The organism is Enterococcus sp. S53, from assembly GCF_016516865.1.
Classification (GTDB): Bacteria; Bacillota; Bacilli; order Lactobacillales; family Enterococcaceae; genus Enterococcus_D; species Enterococcus_D innesii.
This window is the reverse complement of the sequence record NZ_JACVUH010000016.1, coordinates 39,788-61,883: the sequence shown is the minus strand read 5'-3', so window position 1 is coordinate 61,883 and position 22,096 is coordinate 39,788. Positions and strand designations below refer to the sequence as shown.

General features: G+C 44.8%; 21 protein-coding genes. 14 read left to right on the top strand and 7 right to left on the bottom strand.

Features of this window, described 5'->3' with window-relative positions; all coding sequences use genetic code 11:
• Positions 1 to 37: 37 nt before the first annotated feature.
• The gene (locus IAE45_RS15810) at positions 38 to 934 is read right to left on the bottom strand and encodes a LysR family transcriptional regulator (RefSeq protein ID WP_081119342.1); all 897 of its coding nucleotides are present in this window, start codon (positions 932 to 934) and stop codon (positions 38 to 40) included.
• Between the two features lie 116 nt (positions 935 to 1,050).
• Here IAE45_RS15810 and IAE45_RS15805 point away from each other — a divergent pair, with 116 nt between their 5' ends.
• Both IAE45_RS15805 and IAE45_RS15800 read left to right on the top strand, forming a co-directional pair.
• Positions 1,051 to 2,712 carry a malolactic enzyme gene (locus IAE45_RS15805; RefSeq protein WP_288362584.1) on the top strand — a complete coding sequence of 554 codons (1,662 nt, stop codon included), beginning with the start codon at positions 1,051 to 1,053 and terminating at the stop codon, positions 2,710 to 2,712.
• 13 nt (positions 2,713 to 2,725) lie between these two features.
• Positions 2,726 to 4,006: a 2-hydroxycarboxylate transporter family protein gene (locus IAE45_RS15800; RefSeq protein WP_005230514.1), complete on the top strand. Its 1,281-nt coding sequence runs from the start codon at positions 2,726 to 2,728 to the stop codon at positions 4,004 to 4,006.
• Between the two features lie 178 nt (positions 4,007 to 4,184).
• Here the strand turns inward: IAE45_RS15800 and IAE45_RS15795 are convergent, their stop codons facing one another.
• Both IAE45_RS15795 and IAE45_RS15790 read right to left on the bottom strand, forming a co-directional pair.
• Positions 4,185 to 5,567, bottom strand: coding sequence for a lytic polysaccharide monooxygenase (locus IAE45_RS15795; RefSeq protein WP_200127219.1), 1,383 nt, complete (start codon positions 5,565 to 5,567; stop codon positions 4,185 to 4,187).
• A 274-nt stretch (positions 5,568 to 5,841) separates the two neighbouring features.
• On the bottom strand, positions 5,842 to 7,365 hold the full coding sequence (locus tag IAE45_RS15790) for a flavocytochrome c (protein ID WP_005233089.1): 1,524 nt from the start codon (positions 7,363 to 7,365) through the stop codon (positions 5,842 to 5,844).
• 478 nt (positions 7,366 to 7,843) lie between these two features.
• On the opposite strand from IAE45_RS15790, the gene IAE45_RS15785 reads away from it, so the two are divergent.
• The gene (locus IAE45_RS15785; protein WP_008381850.1) at positions 7,844 to 8,263 is read left to right on the top strand and encodes a phosphate-starvation-inducible PsiE family protein; all 420 of its coding nucleotides are present in this window, start codon (positions 7,844 to 7,846) and stop codon (positions 8,261 to 8,263) included.
• A gap of 15 nt (positions 8,264 to 8,278) precedes the next feature.
• Here IAE45_RS15785 and IAE45_RS15780 read toward each other — a convergent pair whose 3' ends face one another.
• Positions 8,279 to 10,084: a sensor histidine kinase gene (locus tag IAE45_RS15780; RefSeq protein WP_200127221.1), complete on the bottom strand. Its 1,806-nt coding sequence runs from the start codon at positions 10,082 to 10,084 to the stop codon at positions 8,279 to 8,281.
• A 53-nt stretch (positions 10,085 to 10,137) separates the two neighbouring features.
• Between IAE45_RS15780 and IAE45_RS15775 the strand changes: the two genes are divergently transcribed.
• A complete protein-coding gene (locus tag IAE45_RS15775) occupies positions 10,138 to 10,854 on the top strand; it encodes a response regulator transcription factor (protein WP_008381846.1) in 717 nt (238 codons plus the stop codon).
• On the opposite strand, the gene citG is transcribed toward IAE45_RS15775, so the two are convergent.
• The 3 genes from citG to IAE45_RS15760 all read right to left on the bottom strand — a co-directional run bounded on the left by citG (position 10,831) and on the right by IAE45_RS15760 (position 13,845).
• Positions 10,831 to 11,694 carry a triphosphoribosyl-dephospho-CoA synthase CitG gene (gene citG / locus IAE45_RS15770; protein WP_233619108.1) on the bottom strand — a complete coding sequence of 288 codons (864 nt, stop codon included), beginning with the start codon at positions 11,692 to 11,694 and terminating at the stop codon, positions 10,831 to 10,833. The genes IAE45_RS15775 and citG overlap by 24 nt on opposite strands.
• A complete protein-coding gene (locus IAE45_RS15765) occupies positions 11,687 to 12,382 on the bottom strand; it encodes a GntR family transcriptional regulator (RefSeq protein ID WP_005233081.1) in 696 nt (231 codons plus the stop codon). Before IAE45_RS15765 ends, citG begins: the two co-directional genes overlap by 8 nt.
• 116 nt (positions 12,383 to 12,498) lie before the next feature.
• Entirely contained in the window at positions 12,499 to 13,845 is a 1,347-nt protein-coding gene (locus tag IAE45_RS15760) for a CitMHS family transporter (RefSeq protein WP_034872423.1), read from the bottom strand.
• 396 nt (positions 13,846 to 14,241) lie between these two features.
• Here IAE45_RS15760 and IAE45_RS15755 point away from each other — a divergent pair, with 396 nt between their 5' ends.
• Genes IAE45_RS15755 through IAE45_RS15715 form a run of 10 tightly spaced genes read left to right on the top strand, consistent with a single transcriptional unit; the run spans position 14,242 to position 21,999 of the window.
• Positions 14,242 to 14,625: a hypothetical protein gene (locus IAE45_RS15755; RefSeq protein ID WP_200127225.1), complete on the top strand. Its 384-nt coding sequence runs from the start codon at positions 14,242 to 14,244 to the stop codon at positions 14,623 to 14,625.
• A 9-nt stretch (positions 14,626 to 14,634) separates the two neighbouring features.
• Positions 14,635 to 15,048: an acetyl-CoA carboxylase biotin carboxyl carrier protein subunit gene (locus tag IAE45_RS15750; protein ID WP_081119349.1), complete on the top strand. Its 414-nt coding sequence runs from the start codon at positions 14,635 to 14,637 to the stop codon at positions 15,046 to 15,048.
• A 23-nt stretch (positions 15,049 to 15,071) separates the two neighbouring features.
• On the top strand, positions 15,072 to 16,187 hold the full coding sequence (locus IAE45_RS15745; protein ID WP_081119350.1) for a sodium ion-translocating decarboxylase subunit beta: 1,116 nt from the start codon (positions 15,072 to 15,074) through the stop codon (positions 16,185 to 16,187).
• Positions 16,188 to 16,211: 24 nt separating this feature from the next.
• Positions 16,212 to 16,337, top strand: a complete 126-nt coding sequence (locus IAE45_RS19235) for an OadG-related small transporter subunit (RefSeq protein WP_008381833.1) — start codon at positions 16,212 to 16,214, stop codon at positions 16,335 to 16,337.
• A gap of 12 nt (positions 16,338 to 16,349) precedes the next feature.
• Positions 16,350 to 17,345, top strand: a complete 996-nt coding sequence (gene citC, locus IAE45_RS15740) for a [citrate (pro-3S)-lyase] ligase (protein WP_200127227.1) — start codon at positions 16,350 to 16,352, stop codon at positions 17,343 to 17,345.
• Between the two features lie 12 nt (positions 17,346 to 17,357).
• Positions 17,358 to 17,666, top strand: a complete 309-nt coding sequence (citD, locus tag IAE45_RS15735) for a citrate lyase acyl carrier protein (protein ID WP_200127229.1) — start codon at positions 17,358 to 17,360, stop codon at positions 17,664 to 17,666.
• Positions 17,654 to 18,541 (top strand): citrate (pro-3S)-lyase subunit beta, encoded by an 888-nt coding sequence (gene citE, locus IAE45_RS15730; RefSeq protein WP_086291492.1) that lies wholly within the window; start codon positions 17,654 to 17,656, stop codon positions 18,539 to 18,541. The genes citD and citE overlap by 13 nt, the downstream gene beginning before the upstream one ends.
• Positions 18,542 to 18,543: 2 nt before the next feature.
• A complete protein-coding gene (gene citF / locus IAE45_RS15725) occupies positions 18,544 to 20,076 on the top strand; it encodes a citrate lyase subunit alpha (protein ID WP_200127231.1) in 1,533 nt (510 codons plus the stop codon).
• Entirely contained in the window at positions 20,057 to 20,611 is a 555-nt protein-coding gene (gene citX / locus IAE45_RS15720; RefSeq protein ID WP_077454176.1) for a citrate lyase holo-[acyl-carrier protein] synthase, read from the top strand. Before citF ends, citX begins: the two co-directional genes overlap by 20 nt.
• Positions 20,608 to 21,999, top strand: coding sequence for an oxaloacetate decarboxylase subunit alpha (locus IAE45_RS15715; protein ID WP_200127233.1), 1,392 nt, complete (start codon positions 20,608 to 20,610; stop codon positions 21,997 to 21,999). Before citX ends, IAE45_RS15715 begins: the two co-directional genes overlap by 4 nt.
• Positions 22,000 to 22,096: the final 97 nt, after the last annotated feature.

The following is a 22,096-nucleotide window of genomic DNA, read 5'->3' as shown; positions in this document are numbered from 1 at the left end:
TTTTTTCTCTGACCTTACCTCAAAAAATACCCATTCTTCACCCTTCATCCTCCCAAGACAGCTCATCCAAGATCCTAATCAACTTCTGAACTTCTTGATTCAACATCGCACTCTTTAAGTAAGCATATTGAATATAAAAGATCTCCTTATCTTCAGGGATCAGCGGTATTTTCACTAAGCCTTCCATTTCTTGAAACACGGGAAATTCCGTCATCAAGGTAATGCCGATATTGGAACTGACCAGCTGGCCAATCGTCTGGACGTCTGAAAAATAAAAGGGGACTTCGGGTTTCTTCTTTGATTTCTCACTTAAATTCTGAAAGGCGCGCATGTGGGTATAGCCTTTTTCCAATAGGATAAAGGGATATTCGGCAGCTTCTTCAAATGAGATTTCCTTTTTCTTAGCTAATGGATTTTCTTTTGACACAAAAATAAAAAACTCTTGCTGATGCAATAATTTCACCTGCAGATTCGGGTGGACGAGGGGATTGACACTGCCCAGCAAGCTAAAATCGATTTTTCCTGATAATAGTTTTGAAAGCAATTCATTGGATCCCCCAGATACCAAGTGAAATTTCGAAATAAAGCGGATGATCTCTTTTTCATCTAAGAGTTTCGAAAAAACTTTGGAACGAATGATCGGCGGCAAACCGATGTGGGTCCGGTTGTTTTTAGCATGGTCGATGGCTCGGTCCAAGGTCACAAATTCGTCTAAGATATACTGTGCATGAGCTTTCAAAATTTCCCCTTCCGTGGTCAATGAGATGGAGCGATGCGAGGCTTCTCGCACGATCAAATCACAACCATAATGCTCTTCCAAGCGTTTGACAGCGTAGCTGACGGTTGGTTGACTGACCGCAAATTTATGCGCCACTTGGGTAAAAGAAAGCATATCTGCCAAAGCGTTAAAGTATTCTAAATCTCGTATGTTCATCGTCTGATTTCTCCCTTAGCCGATTCAAGCTCGCATCGGCTTTGTTATAAATAATTTTTATTATACCACCGATAGTTGACTATAATTCTGTCCGAGGATTAAAGTAGCTAATGGAAATGAACGAGTACTCAAAATATATCCATTGGAGGAACATAATGAAAGCACATGACATTTTAAACAACCCATTTTTAAACAAAGGAACCGCGTTTACACAAGAAGAACGAAAAGAACTAGGATTGATCGGTTTATTGCCCCCACACGTGCAAACGATCGAAGAACAAGCAGAACAAGCCTATTTGCAATATGTCACCAAAGAATCAGACATTGAAAAACGTCACTTTTTAATGGAGATCTTTAATACCAATCGGACATTGTTCTACTATTTGTTCAACCAACATATCGTTGAATTCAATCCGATCGTCTACGATCCAACGATTGCTGATACCATTGAAAATTATAGCCGCCTATTCGTTGATCCTCAATATGCAGCATATTTAGATATCAACCATCCAGAAAACATCGAAGAAACGTTGAAAAACGCCGCTGGCGATCGGGACATTCGCTTGATCGTAGCCACTGACGCTGAAGGAATTCTTGGGATTGGTGACTGGGGTGTCCAAGGTGTTGATATTTCTGTCGGTAAATTGATGATTTATACAGCAGCTGCTGGGATCGACCCTGCTTCTGTTTTACCAATCGTGATCGATGCCGGTACCAACCGCAAAGAATTGTTAGAGGATCATTTGTATCTAGGCAATCGTCAAGAACGTGTCTACGGTGACGCTTACTACCAATTCATCGATCAATTTGTTCAAACGGCAGAATCATTGTTCCCTAAACTTTACTTGCATTGGGAAGACTTTGGCCGTTCAAATGCTGCAACGATTTTGGACAAATACAAACAAACAATTCCAACTTTTAACGATGACATCCAAGGAACGGGAATCGTTGTACTGGGTGGTATCTTCGGCGCATTAGATATTACAGGTGAAAAATTAACGGATCAAGTCTACTTATGTTATGGCGGTGGTTCCGCTGGTGCTGGGATTGCCAGTCGAGTCCATGCGGAAATGGTCAGCGAAGGTCTTTCAGAAGAAGAAGCCTACAATCATTTCTTTATGGTTGACAAACAAGGGCTTTTGTTCGATGATATGTCCGATTTGACTCCTGCACAAAAACCATTTGCCAAAAAACGGGCTGACTTTGCCAATGCTGGCGATATGACGCAATTGATCAATGTCATTAAAGTCGCAAAACCAACGATTTTGGTCGGTACTTCAACCAATGCGGGTGCCTTTACCAAAGAAGTGGTGGAAGCGATGTGTGAAAACACTGCTCGTCCAGTGATTTTCCCTATCTCTAATCCAACCAAAAAATTAGAAGCAACGGCTGAACAAGTAATCGAATGGTCTGATGGAAAAGCCTTTGTGGCAACCGGTGTCCCTTCAGGAACGATCCAATACAAAGGAGTCGACTACCAAATCGGTCAAGCAAACAACGCCTTGATCTATCCTGGTCTAGGGTTAGGTATGTTGGCTTCAGAAGCCTCTCTCTTGACCGACGAAATGATTGGTGCCGCTGCTCACTCATTAAGTGGTTTGGTTGATTTGAGCCAACCCGGTGCACCTGTTCTCCCACCATTTGAATACGTTGCGGACGTTTCTATCAAAGTGGCTGAAGCAGTTGCCAATAAAGCCCAAGAACAAGGACTAGCCCAAGCGCAAGAAACCGATATGGCAAAAGCTGTCCAAAATCTTAAATGGTATCCAACATACTAGGAAGGTCTGAAAAATGAATAAATTAAAAACGATGACGATTTCGGGAATTAGTCTTCCCTTGTATCTCTTTTTCATGGTTGTCATATTCAGTGCGATTGCCTTAGACAAGTTGCCATTAAATATGGTTGGGATCACCATTTTACTGGTTGCCTTAGGACACCTGCTGTATTTCATTGGGGAAAAACTCCCAATCATGAATTCTTATCTTGGCGGTGGGTCAGTTTTTACCCTGCTTGGTGCCACCCTTTTAGCCTCCTTCCATCTCGTTCCCACGAAAGTCATTGACGCGGTCAGTGACTTCATGGGGGGCGGTTTTGGTTTTCTTGATTTCTATATTGCCGCTTTGATTTGCGGCTCGATTTTAGGTATGAACCGCAATTTGTTGGTGAAAGCTTCTACGAAATTCATTCCTGTTGCTTTGATCACCATGGTAGTAGGCTTTTTCTCCGTCGGCCTTGTCGGTATGCTGCTAGGCAATGGCTTTGCTGATTCGGTGATGTACGTATCTCTACCAATGATGTCTGGCGGGATGGGTGCGGGAATCACCCCACTTTCACAAATTTATGCCGATGGCTTGGCAAACGGCAATCAAGCCGCCATCTTTTCTCAATTAGCGCCAGCAGTTACTTTCGGGAATATTCTTGCCATTATTGGTGCTTTATTTATCGCTAAGGCCTTTGCTAAAACCAAATACAATGGCCATGGCACCCTGATCAATGCCACGAAAGAAGAATTAGAAAAACCAAAAATAACACTTGATGCCCAACAAATCGGGGTCGGGATGCTGTTTTCCTTCTCACTGTTGGTCGTTGGTGCGATTTTAAGCGACTTTTTCCCTAAAATTCACGAGTATGCCTTTATGATCGTGATTGTCTTTATTCTAAAAGCCTTGAACATTGTCCCTAAGAAACTCGAAGATTCTGTGGTGATGTTCAACAATGTTGTGATGACGAATTTGACCCATGCGGTCTTGGCGGGGATTGGTTTGGCATTGATCGATCTGTCAACATTGGCCTCTGCCTTTACTTGGCAATTTGTCGTGCTTTGCCTAACCAGTGTCGTATCTATGGGGGCTGCCAGCTGGTTCTTCGGGATGGTATTGGGGATGTATCCCGTTGAAACCGCAATTGGCGCCGGTATGATCAACAACTCGATGGGGGGAACAGGTAATATCGCTGTATTGTCTGCCTCTGATAGAATGGAAATGATTGCTTTTGCCCAAATGGCCAACCGTTTATGCGGTGCGATTGTGCTAATTTTAGGCGGGATTTTGATCCGTTTCTTCTATTCTTGATCTAAAACAAAAAAAAAGTGCTGCTACGCATGACGCATAGCAGCACTTTTTTGCATTCATCAAACGAATTCGTCCAATTCGTTGCACGAATCGAACAAAGATTCAGCCATTTCCTCATAAAAGAGCCAAAAAGAGCAGTGCCTCCGCACTGCTCTTGCTTTACTGATTCATTCAAGGTTTACAGCTTCTTAAACAAGGTTGGGGCTTGATCAGGAGACCAAGTGGTGTCCCCGTAATTTGAGTGGGTGTTAATCACGACATAATTGCTGCCTTTATGGCTCACGATTTCACCACTTGTATACACTTCTGGTGCCGAGAATGTACCTAGTTTCCACACACGGTATTCTGACTCCCCGCCTCCAGGTGTTTCCGTTTCTTCTTTGGCATTGGTTTTCACGCTCAGCTGGTTACTGAAAGCGGATTGTTCGCCCGTTTTGCTGATTGCTTTGATTTGGTAATTGTAGGTTGTATCCGCTGCTAGATTCGTGTCTTCATAGGTTGTCCCTGTGGCTGTAGCGATTTTGACGCCATTGCGGTAAACGTCATATCCAGCGATCCCATTTGTATGAGTCGATGCTTGCCACATTAAGGACACGCTGCTGTCTGTCACGCTCATTTGGTGCAGGTTGCCTGGTGTCGAAGGTGTTTCGACTTGATTATCTGCTGAGGTAGTCACTTTCACTGCAGCACTTTTTTCTGAAACTAACGCAGTAAAGCCAACTGCTTCTACTTGATAGCTATAGGTTGTGTTGGCTTTTAATTGTGTGTCGGTAAAAGTTGGCTCAGTCGTCGTTGCCACTAAGGCACCATCGCGATACACGTTGTATTCTTTCGCATCGGCTTGACCGTTCCATGCTAAAGCCACCGTGCTGCTAGTCACTCGTTCTGAGCGGACATTTGCTGGTGCTGCTGGTTTTTCGGGAATGACTGTTGAACCAGAAACGTTAACGTCGATCACGTTATAAAAGGCATTTGGCGTATCTGCAACATCCCAGACCGCTAAAATGACATGGTAACCGAGACGATTTTCTGGAATAGTAATGGTATGGCTTGGGCTATTGCTGGCAGCCGAACCATCGTGATTCACAGTAGCGATCAATTCCAAGCTATCTCTTGAAAGTGGCGCGTTTTGATCCCAACCTGGTTTCGTGATATAGTAATGCCATTTTGTGGTCTTGTGAGGCGCTGTATAATGCCAATTGACCCGCAATGGTCCTTGATTGATGTCTTGTTTGGTCCAACGATTGGTTCCTTGTTCATCAAGAACAAAGTCCCCGATTTGTCCGAGTCCACCATCTGCTGAAGCGATACGACCATCTACTGGTCCTGCTTCTGGAAAGCCTTTTTTAGTTTCCAATGATTGTGGGTTTGAAATGACATTGCCATATTTTTCAAACGCAGCGCTCCACCCTAACGTATTGCGATCCAAAGACCCTTGATAGCCCCGACTGACAGGTGATTCCACATAACCATGAGCAAATACTTGTTTCCCCGTGAAGAACAAGGTCCCTCCAAGTAAGATTGCCACCCCGACCGACCATTTTACCAATGCGTTTTTCATACTCTGCCTCCTAAAATTTTTTATCATCGAATAAACCAAACTTATCCGTTTATTCATTGATTCCGATTCAGTGAAAAGCAACCTCTCCATTTAAAAATAGTTTGTTTATATATGTATAATAAATGACCTAATCATTATAAGATTATAATGACTAGTTTTCCGTCCTTTCAGTGAGAAATACAAAAAAACTTGAAACGATTCTCCTAATCACTTAAGAGGATTCGTTCCAAGTTTCTTTCTTTATATACCATCTTTTTCAGGAAAAAACAGCCGCTTATTTCCCGTTTTCTTTCACATAGTCAGAGGATTGCGCGCCTGCTTGGCGACCAAAGACCATAATGTCGGCTACAGCATTGCCGCCGATTCGATTTTGTCCGTGGATACCGCCGGTCACTTCACCTGCTGCATACAAGCCAGTGATTGGTGTGCCATCTTCTTTCAACACTTGGGTCTTCGTATTGATCTTGACGCCGCCCATTGTATGGTGGATCCCAGGTGCGATTTGAATCGCATAGAATGGCCCTTCCGTCAAATCATAGTCCATCGCCGTTTCACGACCGAAATCTTTGTCGGCTTTGTCTGCCACTGCTTGGTTCCATGTATCTAAAGTTTTCTTCAAGGTTGCTGGATCAACATCAATTTTTTCAGCTAACGCTTCGATGGTGTCAGCTTCTACCACTACACCTTGTTCTTTGTAGTAATCGACTTGTTTGGCTCTACCTGCTAACGCATTGTCAAAAATCAAGTAGGCATAGCTTTCTGGCAGATCCGTAATGGCAGCTGAAACATTGTCGCGGGTTTCTAATTCATTGTAGAAACGTTCCCCTTGTTGGTTCACCAAAATGGCGCCTTCTCCACGAACGGTTTCACTGATCAACATCCCTGTATCTTGAACCACTGTTGGATGGACTTGGATTTGATCCATATCAACCGTTGCGCCGCCTAATTCTTCGATCATCTTGATGCCATCGCCTGTACTTCCTTCAGAAGTCGTGCTGACATAGCCTTTCAGATCTGGACGATATTTTTCGATCAGTTCTTTGTTGGAGCCAAAACCACCAGTAGTAACAACCACTGCATCACCAGCGATTTCTTTTTCTTCGCCATTGATTTTCACGTTGACGCCAGTGACTTTGCCGTCTGTTTCATTGATTTTTGTCACATCAGCATTTACAAACAAAGGAATTTCTTGCTCATGAATGTTTCTTAACAGGCCATCCACCAAATACGTACCGACTGCTGAACCGTCGTGAGGGCGATGGATCCGTTTCACACTGGCACCGCCGCTATAACTGATATTGTCTAAAGTGATCCCCATTGAATCCAACCAATCAATCGCTGAAGCAGAGTTGTCTACTAAATAATGTAGCAATTCTTGATCGTTGGTTCCTTTACCACCTTTAAGGGTATCTTCAAAAAATTGTTCATTCGAATCTTCAATGCCTTGGGCTTCTTGGAATTTGGTTTCTGATGCGTTCATTCCGCCAGAAGATTTCAAGGTATTTCCGCCTGCGATCGGCATTTTTTCTAAAATGACTGGATTCATTCCAGCATCTTTAGCCGATAAGGCTGCTGCCATCCCTGCACCGCCAGCACCAACGATAACGATATCATATTGATCTTTTAACTCTGCTGGATCGGTATACTCTTGTTGGGAAGCACCTGAAGTGACTTCACTTTCTGAAGAAGAGCTTGCCGCACTGCTGCTGGCTTTTGTTCCGCCATCGGCACCACATGCACTAAGCAACAATAATGAGGCTGCCCCAATCACCCATTTTGACCATCCACTTTTTTTCATTTGTTTCCCTCCGTTTTTCTTGCTCTTTTCTCCTCACTGATCCCCGTCATATATGATGAGAAAAAAAGCATTTTTCTTGCGAACCCCGCTCAACTTGTTACTTTATTAACAATGGTAAACATCTTGCGATCGGACTATTTTTCTATTCGATAGCGATAAAAACATTGTTTAAGCAACATTTCAACAGCGTTCTATTTTATTTAACCATTGTAACAAAAAAAGAAACTAAGTGTCTCGTAATAATTTGTGTATATTTTAACTATCGATTCTCATTATTTCCTAATTTTTTTGAAAAAAGATATTATATTTTCCTCACTACTTTCTGCTATTGAAAGCTATCACAAAAGACATGCCCATAGAATGACCGTTAAGCTCGCGGGTAAAAAGATATGGCCGCGATTGTTCTTTCACTGTTCTTTTCCCTTTGTCCTGCGCCTTCTTTTGTATAATAAAAGAAAAAGCAGAAATGGAGTGGCAAATGGAAAAATTGACCCGAATGTTCGAGCGAGTGATTAGTATCTGCATTGATAGCATGTTAGCGATCTTAGTCGTTGTCGTCTTGATTTTTATGGGAAAAGCGATTTTTATGATCAGCACGACGCTCTTTCCTTTAAGTGAAGCGCCCCACCTGTCCTTTTTGATTGAAGAAATTGCCACGTTATTCATTTTGTTAGAAATCATTTTGATGTTGCTGCGGTATATGAAGGACGGACACCATATTCCCGTCCGTTACTTGATTTTGATCAGTATCACTGCGATTTTGCGCGAGTTATTATTGACGCAAGGCATGGCGAACGATGCCCTATTTTTTGCTTTAGCGATCTTTGTTTTGGTACTCGTCTTACTAGTCCTGCAAAAAATCAATGCCTTCCAGCATGCCCAAGAAAAAGACCACTGAAACCACCCCGTCGGATCAGTTGGTTTCAGTGGCTTTTTCGGGATCAGTTAGAGGAATACCAATATAAAAGGTGGTTCCTTTAGGCGTACTCGTAACATCGATCAACCAGTCGTTTTTTTCCACGATTGAAGAGACAGTAAAGAGTCCTAGACCAGTACCGCCAGTGGCACTCTTGGTCGTGAAGAAGCGGGTAAAGATTTTTTCTTGGATCGCTTCTGGTATGCCGGGACCGTTGTCGGCAATTTCGATCAAAGCAAATTCCTGTTGCGCTGGGAATGCTTGCTTACGAAACGGAAAGTTGGCGGTTGTTGTCGAACTGCGACTCAATCGAATGCTGCAATCGGCATTTGCTTGGTACACATTCATCAACAAATTGTAAATGATCACTTGCAGATCGATTTTCTCGTAGACGGCATATCCCGCTTCTTGGATATCATACGTAAGGGAAAAGGCTTTTGGCAATAGCGAGCGCATAGTATCGATGGCTTCTGTCAAGGTAGTAGCGATCGACTGCACAGTTTTATCGGCACTTTCGAGTTTCGAAAAACGCAGCACATTGCTGGCTAACTCTTTGCCTTTTTCCGCCGCTTTGCAGACTTCTTGCAAGTCCTCCACTAAGACTTCATCGTGTTGGTTTTCCTCGATCAGTAATTGCAGATGACCAATCATTGGCGTCAAAAAGTTGTTTAGGTCATGGACGATTGAGGTCGTTAGCAAGCCAATGGTTTCCAGTTTTGATTCTTGCAAAATGTTTTTTTCGATTTCGTGCTTTTCTTTTAGTAGCCGTTGTCGTTCTTTCAATGCTTGGTTTTCGACATAGGCTTGATTGCGTTTCATGTAGTTTTTGATCAGGACCGTCAATAAGATCATAATGACAAACAACAAACCCAACAGGCCGATCAAAATCAAGTTGTCTTGTAAAAAGAGACCGCTTTGCTCCAAAAAATCGGCATTGCTAGCGACGATCAGCCGACTGTCGCCGATGGTGATCCATTGATAAGCAGCCAATTTCAGCACTTTTTGCAGTGTTTCTTCATTCCACCAATAAGAATAATAGACAGAGGTGCCTGCTTCATTGTCGATTTGTTCTTGCTCCAAGCGCTCAAGATCGGTGAAATCCAGCTCTGGAAATTCTTTTTTACGGCTCTCAACGATGGAAAAACCAATTTGTTCGTCCGATGGGTGCATAACGATCCGCATATCGGCGTTTTTGACCATCGTATAGCCGGAGACATTGCGATCGGTGGTAAATTCATGATGATACATGCGCTGTAGATTCAAAGGCATCACAAGAACCGCTTCTTTGTCGTCAAGGGTTAGGGACTGATACACATTTAGATAGGCCTCTTTACCATCGAAATAGACTTGCCCATTTTGTACCTGCCGTCCCGCCAATACTTTGTCTAAGGATGGGTCTTTAAATAACAGCTCCTGCATCGTTGGATCTTGTGGTTTATTGATAGACGTTGCGGTATTTTGAGTGATGACTTGACCTTGTTGGTCGATCAAAAACAATCCGACCATGGCATTGTTCGCGGAATTGATCACTGGTAACGTTAAGGGCCGCTGCAAGTCAGCCAAGGCGGCTCCTTCGAGGTGGTCATCGGCATAATTGGCAAGAGCCATGTGGTACGATTCGATACTACGGCTGATCAGCTTGATCGCCGCTTGGTTGACCGTTTCTAACTGCCGCAACCCGACGGTTTCAGCTTGTCTTTGTGCGCTTTTATAACTTGTAAAGGTAAAAATAAGTCCAATCAATGTAATGAATAAGGTAGCGACCACGCTTAAATACAGCCAAAACTTTGATGGCGGTTTCATTGTAAACCCCTTTCATATTTACTATAATACTATTGATACAGGAGGCGGATATTTTGCGAGATGAAAAAATTTTAATCGTTGATGATGACCCTGCTATTCGGCGGCTGATTTGGAAATCTTTACAGTCGACAGGCATTTTGATCTACCAGACTGATTCCGTTGAAAAAACGATTGCGATCAACTCTCGTGTCAGCTTTGATCTTTTTTTACTGGATATCAGTTTGGAGCATGAAAATGACGGCTATCATTTGGCACAACTGATTCGGGAAGAAAACCCCACGGTGCCGATCGTTTTTTTGAGCGGAAAAAGTGACGAAAAAGACATGATCAACGGCTATGAGATCGGCGCCGATCACTACATTACGAAGCCTTTTTCACCGGCACTCTTAAAAGCACAAATCGTTTCGATTCTAGATCGCCGCAACGTGCTGCGAGAAAAAGGGATCGCTAAACCGGAAGGAGATCTGTGCAGCGGCATGTTTCGTTTTGACCAAAAACGCTATCAGTTTTTCAAAAATGATCAGCCCATCAAGTTGTCTTCAAAAGAAATCATGCTGATGCGCTTTTTCATGGAAAATCCGGATCAAGTGTTCTCGAAAGAACAGATTTACAGCAATGTTTGGCAAGATGGCCAATTCGATGCCAATACCGTGATGGTTTTTATCAATCATCTGCGAAACAAAATTGAAGATGAGCCGAAGCAAGCCCGTTTTTTGAAAACCGTTTGGGGGATCGGCTATACCTTTTTACCAGAAGGAGACGCCTTCTAGCTGCAAGAAATAAAGGGCCAAGGCTAAAAGATCCGCCGAGCCGCCGGGACTCAAATGGCGTGCAATCAATACTTGATCATAGGTCGTTAATTCACGAAGCAAGTCTGTATCCGACAGATTGGCTTGGTGAATTTTTTGCATCTCCTGCTGCACGGTCTTCATCGCCTCGTAGCCGCCTCGGTGGACGAGGTTGCTGTCTTCGGTTTCACTCATTAGATAGACCAACCCGCGCAACAAGGAAACGGAGGTTTTTTGTGGTTGCTGCCGCAAGTACTCCAGCAGTTTTTTGACCGTTGGATACCCAGCTGCAGCTTCTCCACGAATCCCCATCGTGCCGTAGGTCAAATAATTTTTTTCTCCGTAAGACAACTGGTCTTTGTGGGCGATTTGCTGCAAGTCTTGCTTGACCAAATGCTGGCAGATATCAGCGGCAAGCTGCAGGATCTGATTGGTATCTTCAGCCGTCAGCTCCGCCTTGCCATTTTGTTGATAATAGACTCCTGTTGCCCCCAACAAAATCGCAAAGGAAAAATTCGCCCCTTTGTGGGTATTGATGCCTTTGGTTGCCTGAAGCATCGCTTCTTCTGCTTCTTGACCGATGCCTCGTAACTGGTCAAACAGCTGGATCAGGGCACCTGTATGGGCGAAACCGGCTTGGCTATAGCGCTGAAAAAACGGCGCCAAACAAGTGATACTATTGATAAAGGTAAACACATTCATGTCCTGATGCGCACCGGATGAGCAAGGATCTACTAAACCAGGCTTGGGAGCTAACACTACCTCATAATGCAGCGCATTGACTGCATAGTTGCTGGCGGTAAAAAGACGGGAATCAGTCAATTTTTCTTCGCTCCATTTCAGCAAGAATAAATTGCAGGGAATGATCCAAATGTTCATGGGTCAACAACGTGATCTGTTCCGTGTCATTGGTTCTCATGCCGCGATAAATCAGCCAATGTTCCGCCAATGCCGCATCCCTTCTTCTAGAAGAGCGAATCGCAATGTCGCGGAAATACACGAGGTACGCTTGCAGATCCAGCACGATACTTTTTAACCGCAGCATCTGGCTTTTTTCGTAAATAAACGCATTGAAGTCAGAAAAGTTTTTCAAGACCCCATCCACATCATCCTCACGATTCAGCTGTTCGCCATGTTCTAACAAGCAGCGCATCTCCCGGAAATCTTCCTCACTCATCAAGGCCATTGCTTTGATAGTCGCCAACGTATCCAATGATTTACGGATATCATAAATCTCATAGGCATCTTTGATACTGATCCCTTTTACAACGATGCCGATTTTTGGCACATGCTCCACGAGTTTTTCAGCCACCAGCTGAGTCATGGCGTAACGAATTGGGGTCCGGCTGATGTTTAACGTATCGGAAAATTCTTTCTCATTGATGCGAGAGCCTGCGGGAATGTCTCCTAAAATGATGGTTTTTTTGAACGCTTCATAGATCAAATCTTTTAATGGTTTATTTTTGGTCAGATCCAGATTTTTATTTACTGCATCAATAATTGGATTCATGATTTACTCCTATCATACTAAAAACAAATGAGATTTTTGGGAAAAAATAGATATATCGATAAACAAGGAAAACTACCGAGCAAAATGGCAGCCTGCTCGATAGTTTCTGTATGAAATTACTGTGGAATATAAAACGGCATGTGGCCTAATAGTACGATCGTAACGACGAAGATCACGAAAATTCCCAGTGCGTATTTCGCCGCTTCTTTTTGCCATTGCCCCATATCTAAGCCCGTCAAGCGCAATAGCAAGTAGATGAAGGCAACCAATGGACTTAACAAGTGGAATGCTTGGCCCATTAAGGACGCCAAGGCCATCTGCATATTGGTGAAGCCATACGAGCGACCTGCTTCTGCTAAGACCGGCAGGACCCCAAAGTAAAACCCGTCATTGGAAATAAAGAAGGTTCCTGGTGCGGAAATCAGGGCGATAACTAACCCCCAGAAACCGGCCAATTGTTTAGGGATGATTTGCGTGAAGCTATTCGCCAAAGCCGTTGCCATCCCTGAGCCTTGGAACAAGCCCATGAAGACGCCCGCTGCAAAAACTAAAATTACGACTTGCACAGCGTCGCCGCCGTTGGCACCGATCCGTGACGATTGATCTTTCAAAATTGGGTAGTTGACCATCAATGCGATACAAGTACCTACAAGGAATAACAAGATTGGTGGTAAAGCGATACTAGAAATAAAGGAGCTTGCTACTAACCAGCCAATCAAGACGATCGTTAAGATACCATTGAAGACAAAGTTTTTCGGACGACGGATCGCTAATGTATCAGGATCAGTCACAGTCGTCATTTCTAAAATCTCATCGTTCGTCAGTTCCGTAACCCCTAAACGTTTCCGTTCTTGGATCCCCATTCTGCGAGCTACGAAGAAAATCACATATAACAGAGACAAAATCATTCCTGGCAACAAATAAGAAAGAATATCCGCATCAACTTCCAACACCGCCATTGCCCGAGCAGTCGGTCCGCCCCATGGCAATAAGTTCATGATGGTGTTTTGCAAAATGATCAAGACACCAAGGTTCATCATTTTCATATTCAGCTTCTTGTAGATGGGAATAAACGCAGAACAGCAGATCAAGGTAGTGGTCGTTCCATCACCGTTCAAAGAGACTGCAGCGGCAACGACTGCCGTTGCCATCAAGACTTTCATCGGATCGCCTTTGGCAAAATAAATCATTTTTTTCGTTATTGGATCAAATAAACCGGCATCCAACATAATGGAAAAGTACAAAATCGCAAACAGCAACATGATCCCTGTGTTGGCTGTAGTGGAGATTCCCTCAAGAACAAAATCTCCGATGTTGCCTTTTTCGGAAACACCGGCAACCATCGCAACGAGGGTAAATAGTAATGGGATAATTACTAAGGATGTAAAGGGTGACATTTTTTTCTTCATGATGACAAACATGAAGACAATAATCATGGCATAGGACAAAATTGTTAAGAACATTTTCTTCTTCCTTTCATGCATCGAAATGTGTAAGCGTTATCAAAAAACATTTTTAAAAAAATTACAGGCCCGTAATTTATTAGTGACAAGCGCCACTAGTTTGTGAAAATTTTTCTTTTCTTAAAGGAAATAATGTTATTGAATGCTTTACACGTCTAAGAATAAACAATCAAGAATTAGAAAAAAAGACCCGTTTACAAAAAGAACAGCAAAAAAACAATTTCTCTTTTCAAATCTTATTTTTCGTTTAAAAAGTTCTTAACAGAATATTAACGCAAGAAAAACCTTGATAAAACAACGTTTATATCGGTTTTTCACTCTTTTCTCAAAAAAGGAACACTGAAAAAACAATTTTGAGCTGAAATAATTCTCGCTGATTGAACAGGAGTTTCTATAATGAAAGAGAACGAATCATTGAGAAAGGAGAAGCCCATGAATCTTATTAAAAGATTGTTCAAAAAAACGCATGATGAACCAGATGCGCCTGTCAGTCCTACTCTGAAGCCAAGGGAAATGATAGCGGATCCACCCGCATCTGTTTGGCAAGAAATGTCGAGCTATCAGCCGGCGCCAGTAGAAGACTATCCACTAGTCAGTCTGATAGCCGCCGCACTAGGTGCCGAGTGTTACCCTAAAAGTCAGTTTGTCATTCGTAGAATTGAGAAACGCAATCCTGAATTTAAGCGAGTCACCCTGATAGCCGCCAGTATTGCCGCCGGAGAGCTGCCTGATTCTCAGTTCACAATCAAAAAAATAGCCAAAAAAAATGAAAACAAGTGAGGGAAAAACATGTTACGTAAATTTAAAATAGCAATCGATGGGCAAGAATATCTTGTCGAAATGGAAGAAATCGGTGCGCCGCAAACTACCGCTCCTGCCCCAGCAGTGCCAACACCGGCTCCCGCAGCGGTACCTGCTCAACCAGAGCCAGTCAGCACACCAGAACCAGAAGCCGCACCACAGCCAGCGCCAGCTACGCTCCCTGCTGACGGCGAGCCGATTCATTCTCCGATGCCGGGAACGATTTTACGTCTCTTGGTCAATGTAGGTGATACTGTACAAGAAAATCAGTCATTGATGATTTTAGAAGCCATGAAGATGGAAAATGAGATCGTGGCACCAAAAGCCGGAACCGTGGTTGCCATTGCAGTCAATGCGGGCGATATGGTCAACCCAGGAGAACTGCTGATTACGATCGGCTAATTTATTGAAAAGGAAGTGACGTAGTGGAAACGTTAATTGAAGGTGTAGTCGGGTTAGGATCAGAGCCGGGACGGATCGTTATGATGTTCATCGGTGGTCTATTGATGTATTTGGGGATCAAGAAAGAATATGAACCAACCTTGTTAGTCCCTATGGGATTGGGCACGTTGTTAGTGAACTTCCCGAACTCAGGTGTGTTAAGTGCTGGTGGAGAAGCTGGCCCGTTCCAAGTATTGTTTGATATGGGGATCTCAACTGAATTGTTCCCTTTACTTTTGTTTATCGGGATTGGCGCCATGATCGACTTCGGTCCATTGCTGCAAAATCCATTTCTTCTGTTGTTTGGCGCTGCTGCACAATTCGGGATCTTCTTTACGATCATCGTTGCCGTGCTGCTTGGCTTTGATTTAAACGACGCGGCTTCCATCGGGATCATCGGTGCCGCTGACGGACCAACGTCGATTTTTGTCGCAAATACGCTGAACTCGAAATATATGGGTGCGATCATGGTGGCAGCTTATTCTTACATGGCGCTAGTACCGATCATTCAACCGGTAGCCATCAAAGCAGTGACGACCAAGCATGAACGAAAAATCCGTATGACGTATCGTGCCGGAGAAGTTTCGCAAACGGCAAAAATTTTGTTCCCAATCGTGATCTCGATCGTAGCAGGGTTGATTGCTCCTGTTTCATTGCCATTGGTCGGATTTTTGATGTTCGGAAATCTCTTGCGGGAATGTGGTGTATTGGATCGTTTGTCCATCACTGCTCAAAACGAACTGGTGAATATCATCAGTATCCTCCTAGGTTTATCAATTTCTGTGAAAATGCAATATGAAGAATTTTTACAAGTCGATACATTGATGGTTATTGGTTTAGGGCTGGTTGCCTTCATTATGGACTCCGTCGGCGGCGTGTTGTTTGCGAAAGTGCTGAACTTGTTCCGTAAAGAAAAAATCAACCCAATGATCGGTGCAGCTGGTATCTCTGCGTTTCCAATGTCTAGCCGGGTCATCCAAAAAATGGCGACAGATGAAGATCCGCAAAACTTTATCTTAATGCATGCAGCCGGTGCCAACGTTTCAGGACAGATTGCTTCGGTCATCGCCGGTGGCTTACTGCTAGCACTGATTGCTTAGGTCACTAGAAAGGAGAGGAAAATTATGAGTCAAGATTTACTGACTTCATTTGAATTGTTGTTATTCGGTTGGGGCGGCGTCTTTGTCGTGATCCTGATCATCTACTTCGCATCCTTGCTTTTGTCGAAGCTCTTTCCAGTAAAAAAATAAAGAAGGCATTGTATGTATACCTTAAAAAGAATCTGGCTGCAAAAAGATCCGGAAGTCTTTTTGCAATGGCAAAAATTGATCACTCATGCTGGCTTAGCCGTCGGTGAAGAAGTAGCCTATACCGTGGGCATTTTTGACCAGCAAACCTTGATTGCTACTGCTTCTTGCTATGCCAATATCATCAAGTATGTGGTGGTCTGTGAAAAAAAACGCTCCGAACAGCTGTTAACGCAATTGATTTCGCACCTGAGCGATCATATCAAAGACGAGGGCTATACCAAGTCCTTCGTCTATACAGCACCGAAAAATCGTCTGTTTTTTGAATCTCTCGGGTTTCGTGAAGTGCTGGCTGCGCAAGACATCTTGTTCATGGAACAAGGCGTTCCTTCTTATGAAAGCTATGCCCAACAACTGCAACGGCAGCGAATCGGACAAAACAACGGCGCAATCGTGATGAACGCCAATCCTTTTACCAAGGGACATTTGTACTTAGTTGAAACAGCTGCGAGTCAAAAAGAGCAAGTTTATGTGTTCGTTTTGTCAGAAGACCGCTCACAATTTTCTGCCAGTGAACGGCTGCAGATGGTGACGGAGGGCGTGGCTCACCTGCCAAATGTAACGGTACTGCCAACCAACAACTATCTCGTCTCTTCGGCGGTCTTTCCCAGTTATTTCTTGAAAGAGCAAGCACCTGAGGCGATCGCCAAAAAACAAGCCGCCTTTGATGCGACCCTCTTCAAAGAAAAAATTGCTCCGCTGTTGGCGATCACTACGCGTTTTGTGGGCTCAGAGCCTTACTCACCCGTGACCCAACTCTACAATGAGGCAATGGCTGCCGTTTTTTCTCCCGAGCTTAAACTGATCGTGATTGACCGTCTGAAGATCAACCAATCAACCGTTTCGGCTACTAAAGTTCGGAAAGCGATTGCAGAAAGAGATTTACCTTCCTTGCAGCAATTTTTGCCAGAAACAACGTTCTCATTTTTAATGCAGCATAACTATATTTAGAGGTGATAATAAGTGGAAATCAAAAAAAGTGCGGTTGCTGGCTCTGTTGAATCCAGTGATATCTTGATCGCGATCGAGCCTAACACAACCCAAACCATCGAGCTGACCCTCGATAGCAGTGTCGAAAAACAATTCGGCAAACAAATTCGCGCCGTCATCCTTGAGACACTGAACCATCTAGGCGTGACCCAGGCCAAAATCACCGCCACCGATAAAGGCGCATTGGACTGTACCATCAAAGCCCGAACTCTGACCGCCGTTCATCGGGCAGCCGAACAAGAACAGTATGCTTGGAAGGAGATCGACACATGGAACGTTTAAGAAGAACGATGATGTTTGTACCAGGAGCTAACGCTGCCATGCTACGAGATGCACCATTGTATGGCGCCGATTCCGTCATGTTTGATTTAGAAGATGCAGTCTCCTTGAATGAAAAAGACTCCGCTCGGACACTGGTGCATTTTGCCTTAAAAACCTTTGACTATTCTGCCATCGAAACCGTCGTACGCATCAACGGCCTCGACACGGTGGGTGCCCTTGATATCGAAGCGATGGTCCTAGCGGGGGTCAACGTCATTCGTCTACCGAAAACCGAAACCGCCCAAGACATCATTGACGTTGCCACTGTGATCACACAAGTAGAAGAAGACAATGATCTACCGGTAGGAACCACCAAAATGATGGCTGCCATCGAGTCGGCCGAAGGCGTTTTAAATGCCCGAGACATCGCCACAGCTTCCGAGCGCTTGATCGGGATCGCTTTAGGGGCAGAAGATTATGTCACCAATATGAAGACTCGTCGCTACCCAGATGGGCAAGAATTGTTGTTTGCCCGCAGTATGATCTTGCATGCAGCTAGAGCTGCGGGAATCGCCGCCATCGATACTGTCTTTTCTGATATCAATGATACAGATGGCTTTATCGCTGAAACGACCCGCATCAAACAGCTTGGTTTTGACGGAAAATCAGTGATCAATCCACGGCAGATTCCCCTAGTCAATGGGATCTATGCGCCTTCAAAAGCCGAGATCCAGCAGGCCAAAGAAGTGATCTGGGCCATTCGCGAAGCCGAAAGCAAAGGCTCTGGTGTGATCTCCTTGAATGGCAAAATGGTCGATAAACCAATCGTTGAGCGAGCGGAACGCGTGATCGCCCTTGCCAAAGCAGCGAAATTGATTACCGAGGAGGAAGTGTAATTATGGTGTTAAACAAAGCAGGAAAAGACATCCCTGAATGCTATGCCACCCAATACGGGGTCTTTGAAAATGAAACAGCCAATATCCATGCCTACAAAGAAGCGAGTCGCAAGATCGAGCCAGTCCTGCCAGGCAAAAGCAAGGTCTTGGGCAGTATTCGTGAAGCCATTGAAAAAACAGGGTTAACGGACGGCATGACGATCTCCTTCCACCATCATTTTCGCGAAGGGGATTTTATCATGAATCTCGTTTTGGACGAGATCGCAAAAATGGGTATCAAGAATCTTGCGATTGCCCCTAGTTCCATCGCGAATGTCCATGAACCATTGATCGGACATATCAAATCTGGCGTCGTGACCAATATCACCTCCAGCGGACTGCGGGACAAAGTCGGTGCCGCAATCTCCGAAGGCATTATGGATGCTCCAGTCATTATCCGTTCTCATGGCGGTCGGGCTCGTGCGATTGCCGCCGGCGATATCCACATCGATGTCGCCTTCTTAGGGGCGCCTAGCTCAGATGCGTATGGCAATGCCAATGGTACCGTCGGAAAAGCAACTTGCGGCTCATTGGGCTATGCGATGGTCGATGCAAAATACGCCGACCAAGTCGTGATCATCACCGACACCCTTGTGCCGTTTCCAAATACCCCAATCAGCATTCCCCAAACGGATGTCGATTATGTCGTGGAAGTCGACGCCATCGGTGATCCTGCAGGGATCGCAAAAGGTGCGACCCGCTTTACCAAAAATCCAAAGGAATTGCTGATTGCTGAGTATGCAGCCAAGGTCATCACGAGCTCGCCTTACTACCAACAAGGCTTCTCCTTCCAAACCGGAACAGGCGGTGCCGCATTAGCCGTTTCTCGTTTTTTACGCGAAGCGATGATCAAAGATGAGATCAAAGCCAGCTTTGCCCTCGGCGGCATTACCAATGCCATGGTGGAACTGTTAGAAGAAGGATTAGTGGAAAAACTGATCGATGTCCAAGACTTTGATCATCCTTCCGCGCAATCGCTAGGGAAAAACGCCAATCATTACGAGATCGATGCCAATATGTATGCCTCACCGTTAAGCAAAGGGGCGTTTATCAATCAATTGGATACCGCCATTCTTTCCGCACTGGAAGTCGACACGGATTTCAACATCAATGTCATCACCGGTTCTGACGGTGTGATCCGCGGTGCCTCTGGCGGCCACTCAGATACCAGTATGGCGTGCAAAATGAGCTTAGTGATTGCTCCTCTTGTGCGGGGACGGATCCCAACGATCGTCGATACCGTCAACACGATCGTCACGCCAGGCGCCAGTATTGATGTCGTCGTTACGGAAATCGGGATCGCCATCAACCCTGCTCGCGAAGACCTGATCAGCCATTTTGAAGCATTGGATATTCCCCAACACACCATTGAAGAGCTAAAAGAAAAAGCCTACAGCATTGTCGGTCAACCCGAACCAATCAAGTACGGGGAAAAAACCGTCGCTTTGATCGAATACCGCGATGGCACGATCATTGATGTGGTCAAAAATGTCTGATGCCCTATTTTCAGGAAACCCTGTGACGCTAACCGATATGCTGCAGGCGCGAGAAAATAGAAGCTCCCTTCAACGGGAGCTTCTCGCTGCGGATGAAAAAGCAGCATTGCTTGTTGCCACCATGAATATTCCCGGTCCCGTGAAAAATTCTGCCCCATTGACCGCCGTTTTTGAAGAACTCATTACGGAAATCGAAGAGGCCGTCAAGGAACTGATTCCACTGGCAAACCTCTACCGTAGTTTGGAAACTGGACCGGAATATTATCTCGTACTGCCCACAGATCCTTATGAACTAAAACGAATGATGGTTCAGATTGAGACCCATCATCCTTATGGTCGATTGGTGGATCTGGATGTCTTAGCCAAAAACCAAGACCAGCTTTTACCTATCAGCCGCACCGAAATCGGTCTGCCGGCAAGAAGCTGCTACGTCTGTGAACAAGATGCCAAAGTTTGTGGCCGTTCTAGAACTCATAGCGTAGCAGATATGCAGCAGCAGATCCGTAAAATCATTCAGGAAAGAGTGAAAGAATGAAAAAAATCCAATTTACCGAAACCGTCTTGCGGGACGGCCAACAAAGTCTGATCGCCACGCGAATGCCTACCAGTGATATGCTGCCGATTTTAAAAACCATGGATCAAGCAGGCTATCATGCCCTTGAAATGTGGGGCGGCGCGACCTTCGATGCTTGTCTGCGTTTTTTAAATGAAGACCCATGGGAAAGATTGCGGGCGATCCGCAAAGAAGTGAAAAATACCAAATTGCAAATGCTCTTACGGGGACAAAATCTCTTAGGGTACAAAAACTATGCCGATGACGTCGTTGCTGACTTTGTGACCAAATCGGTCGAAAACGGCATCGACATTCTTCGTTTGTTTGACGCCTTAAATGATGTTCGCAATTTAGAAACCGCCATCCGCGCCACAAAAGCAGCCGGTGGACACTGTCAAACGGCAATCTCTTATACTACTAGCCAAATCCATACCGTGGATTACTTCGTTGACCTTGCCAACAAAATGGCAAACCTCGGCGCCGATTCCATCTGTATCAAAGATATGGCCGGCGTTTTGACGCCGCAAACCGGCTACGAGCTGGTCAGCCGAATCAAAGATGCCGTCGATCTACCGCTAGAAGTCCATACCCATGCCACCAGCGGCATCGCTGAGATGACTTACTTGAAAGTTGCGGAAGCCGGTGCAGACATCATTGATACCGCCATCTCCTCTTTTGCTGGCGGCACCAGTCAGCCAGCAACCGAATCTGTGGCAATCGCCTTAGAAGATTGCGGCTTTACTACGGGACTTGATCTGCAAAAAGTCACTGAGATCGCGGAACACTTCAATCCCGTTCGTGATCGTTTCCGCGAAGAAGGACTACTGAACCCGAAAGTCAAAGATATCGAACCTAAAACCTTGATCTATCAAGTACCTGGCGGCATGTTGTCAAACCTACTCAGCCAATTGACGGAACAAGGATTGCAAGACAAGTATGAAGAAGTTCTAGCAGAAGTACCAAAAGTCAGAGCGGACTTGGGCTATCCGCCACTAGTGACCCCATTGTCGCAAATGGTCGGTACCCAAGCCTTGATGAATGTGATTTCAGGAGAACGTTACAAACTTGTCCCAAGTGAGATCAAAGATTACGTCAAAGGACTTTACGGTCAATCGCCAGCACCCATCAGCGACGAAATCAAAGAAACAATCATCGGAGATGCCGAAGTGATCACCGTTAGACCAGCTGATCTACTGGCGCCACAACTGCCAGCCTTCCGGGAAGAAATCGCTGAGTATGCCAAAAGCGAAGAAGACGTGCTGATGTACGCCCTCTTCCCTCAACAAGCCCAAGACTTTTTAGGCCGACGAGAAGATCCCTTTTATGATGTCCCCGTACAGACCGTGTCTGTGAAGATTGCGGTGGATTAGCAACAAAGCCAGAAACAGAGAAAACGACTGAAAGTGCCCCTCACAAATTCGCTTGCTTGAGCAGATTTGTGAGGGTTGTTATCATTTCCAGGCTGTT

What these genes read in the sequence shown, in the direction of transcription:
- IAE45_RS15810 (WP_081119342.1), bottom strand. Translation starts at nt 934, where the DNA reads ATGAACATACGAGATTTAGAATACTTTAACGCTTTGGCAGATATGCTT.
- IAE45_RS15805 (WP_288362584.1), top strand. Translation starts at nt 1,051, where the DNA reads ATGAACGAGTACTCAAAATATATCCATTGGAGGAACATAATGAAAGCA.
- IAE45_RS15800 (WP_005230514.1), top strand. Translation starts at nt 2,726, where the DNA reads ATGAATAAATTAAAAACGATGACGATTTCGGGAATTAGTCTTCCCTTG.
- IAE45_RS15795 (WP_200127219.1), bottom strand. Translation starts at nt 5,567, where the DNA reads ATGAAAAACGCATTGGTAAAATGGTCGGTCGGGGTGGCAATCTTACTT.
- IAE45_RS15790 (WP_005233089.1), bottom strand. Translation starts at nt 7,365, where the DNA reads ATGAAAAAAAGTGGATGGTCAAAATGGGTGATTGGGGCAGCCTCATTA.
- IAE45_RS15785 (WP_008381850.1), top strand. Translation starts at nt 7,844, where the DNA reads ATGGAAAAATTGACCCGAATGTTCGAGCGAGTGATTAGTATCTGCATT.
- IAE45_RS15780 (WP_200127221.1), bottom strand. Translation starts at nt 10,084, where the DNA reads ATGAAACCGCCATCAAAGTTTTGGCTGTATTTAAGCGTGGTCGCTACC.
- IAE45_RS15765 (WP_005233081.1), bottom strand. Translation starts at nt 12,382, where the DNA reads ATGAATCCAATTATTGATGCAGTAAATAAAAATCTGGATCTGACCAAA.
- IAE45_RS15760 (WP_034872423.1), bottom strand. Translation starts at nt 13,845, where the DNA reads ATGTTCTTAACAATTTTGTCCTATGCCATGATTATTGTCTTCATGTTT.
- IAE45_RS15755 (WP_200127225.1), top strand. Translation starts at nt 14,242, where the DNA reads ATGAAAGAGAACGAATCATTGAGAAAGGAGAAGCCCATGAATCTTATT.
- IAE45_RS15750 (WP_081119349.1), top strand. Translation starts at nt 14,635, where the DNA reads ATGTTACGTAAATTTAAAATAGCAATCGATGGGCAAGAATATCTTGTC.
- IAE45_RS19235 (WP_008381833.1), top strand. Translation starts at nt 16,212, where the DNA reads ATGAGTCAAGATTTACTGACTTCATTTGAATTGTTGTTATTCGGTTGG.
- citC (WP_200127227.1), top strand. Translation starts at nt 16,350, where the DNA reads ATGTATACCTTAAAAAGAATCTGGCTGCAAAAAGATCCGGAAGTCTTT.
- citE (WP_086291492.1), top strand. Translation starts at nt 17,654, where the DNA reads ATGGAACGTTTAAGAAGAACGATGATGTTTGTACCAGGAGCTAACGCT.
- citF (WP_200127231.1), top strand. Translation starts at nt 18,544, where the DNA reads ATGGTGTTAAACAAAGCAGGAAAAGACATCCCTGAATGCTATGCCACC.
- citX (WP_077454176.1), top strand. Translation starts at nt 20,057, where the DNA reads ATGTGGTCAAAAATGTCTGATGCCCTATTTTCAGGAAACCCTGTGACG.
- IAE45_RS15715 (WP_200127233.1), top strand. Translation starts at nt 20,608, where the DNA reads ATGAAAAAAATCCAATTTACCGAAACCGTCTTGCGGGACGGCCAACAA.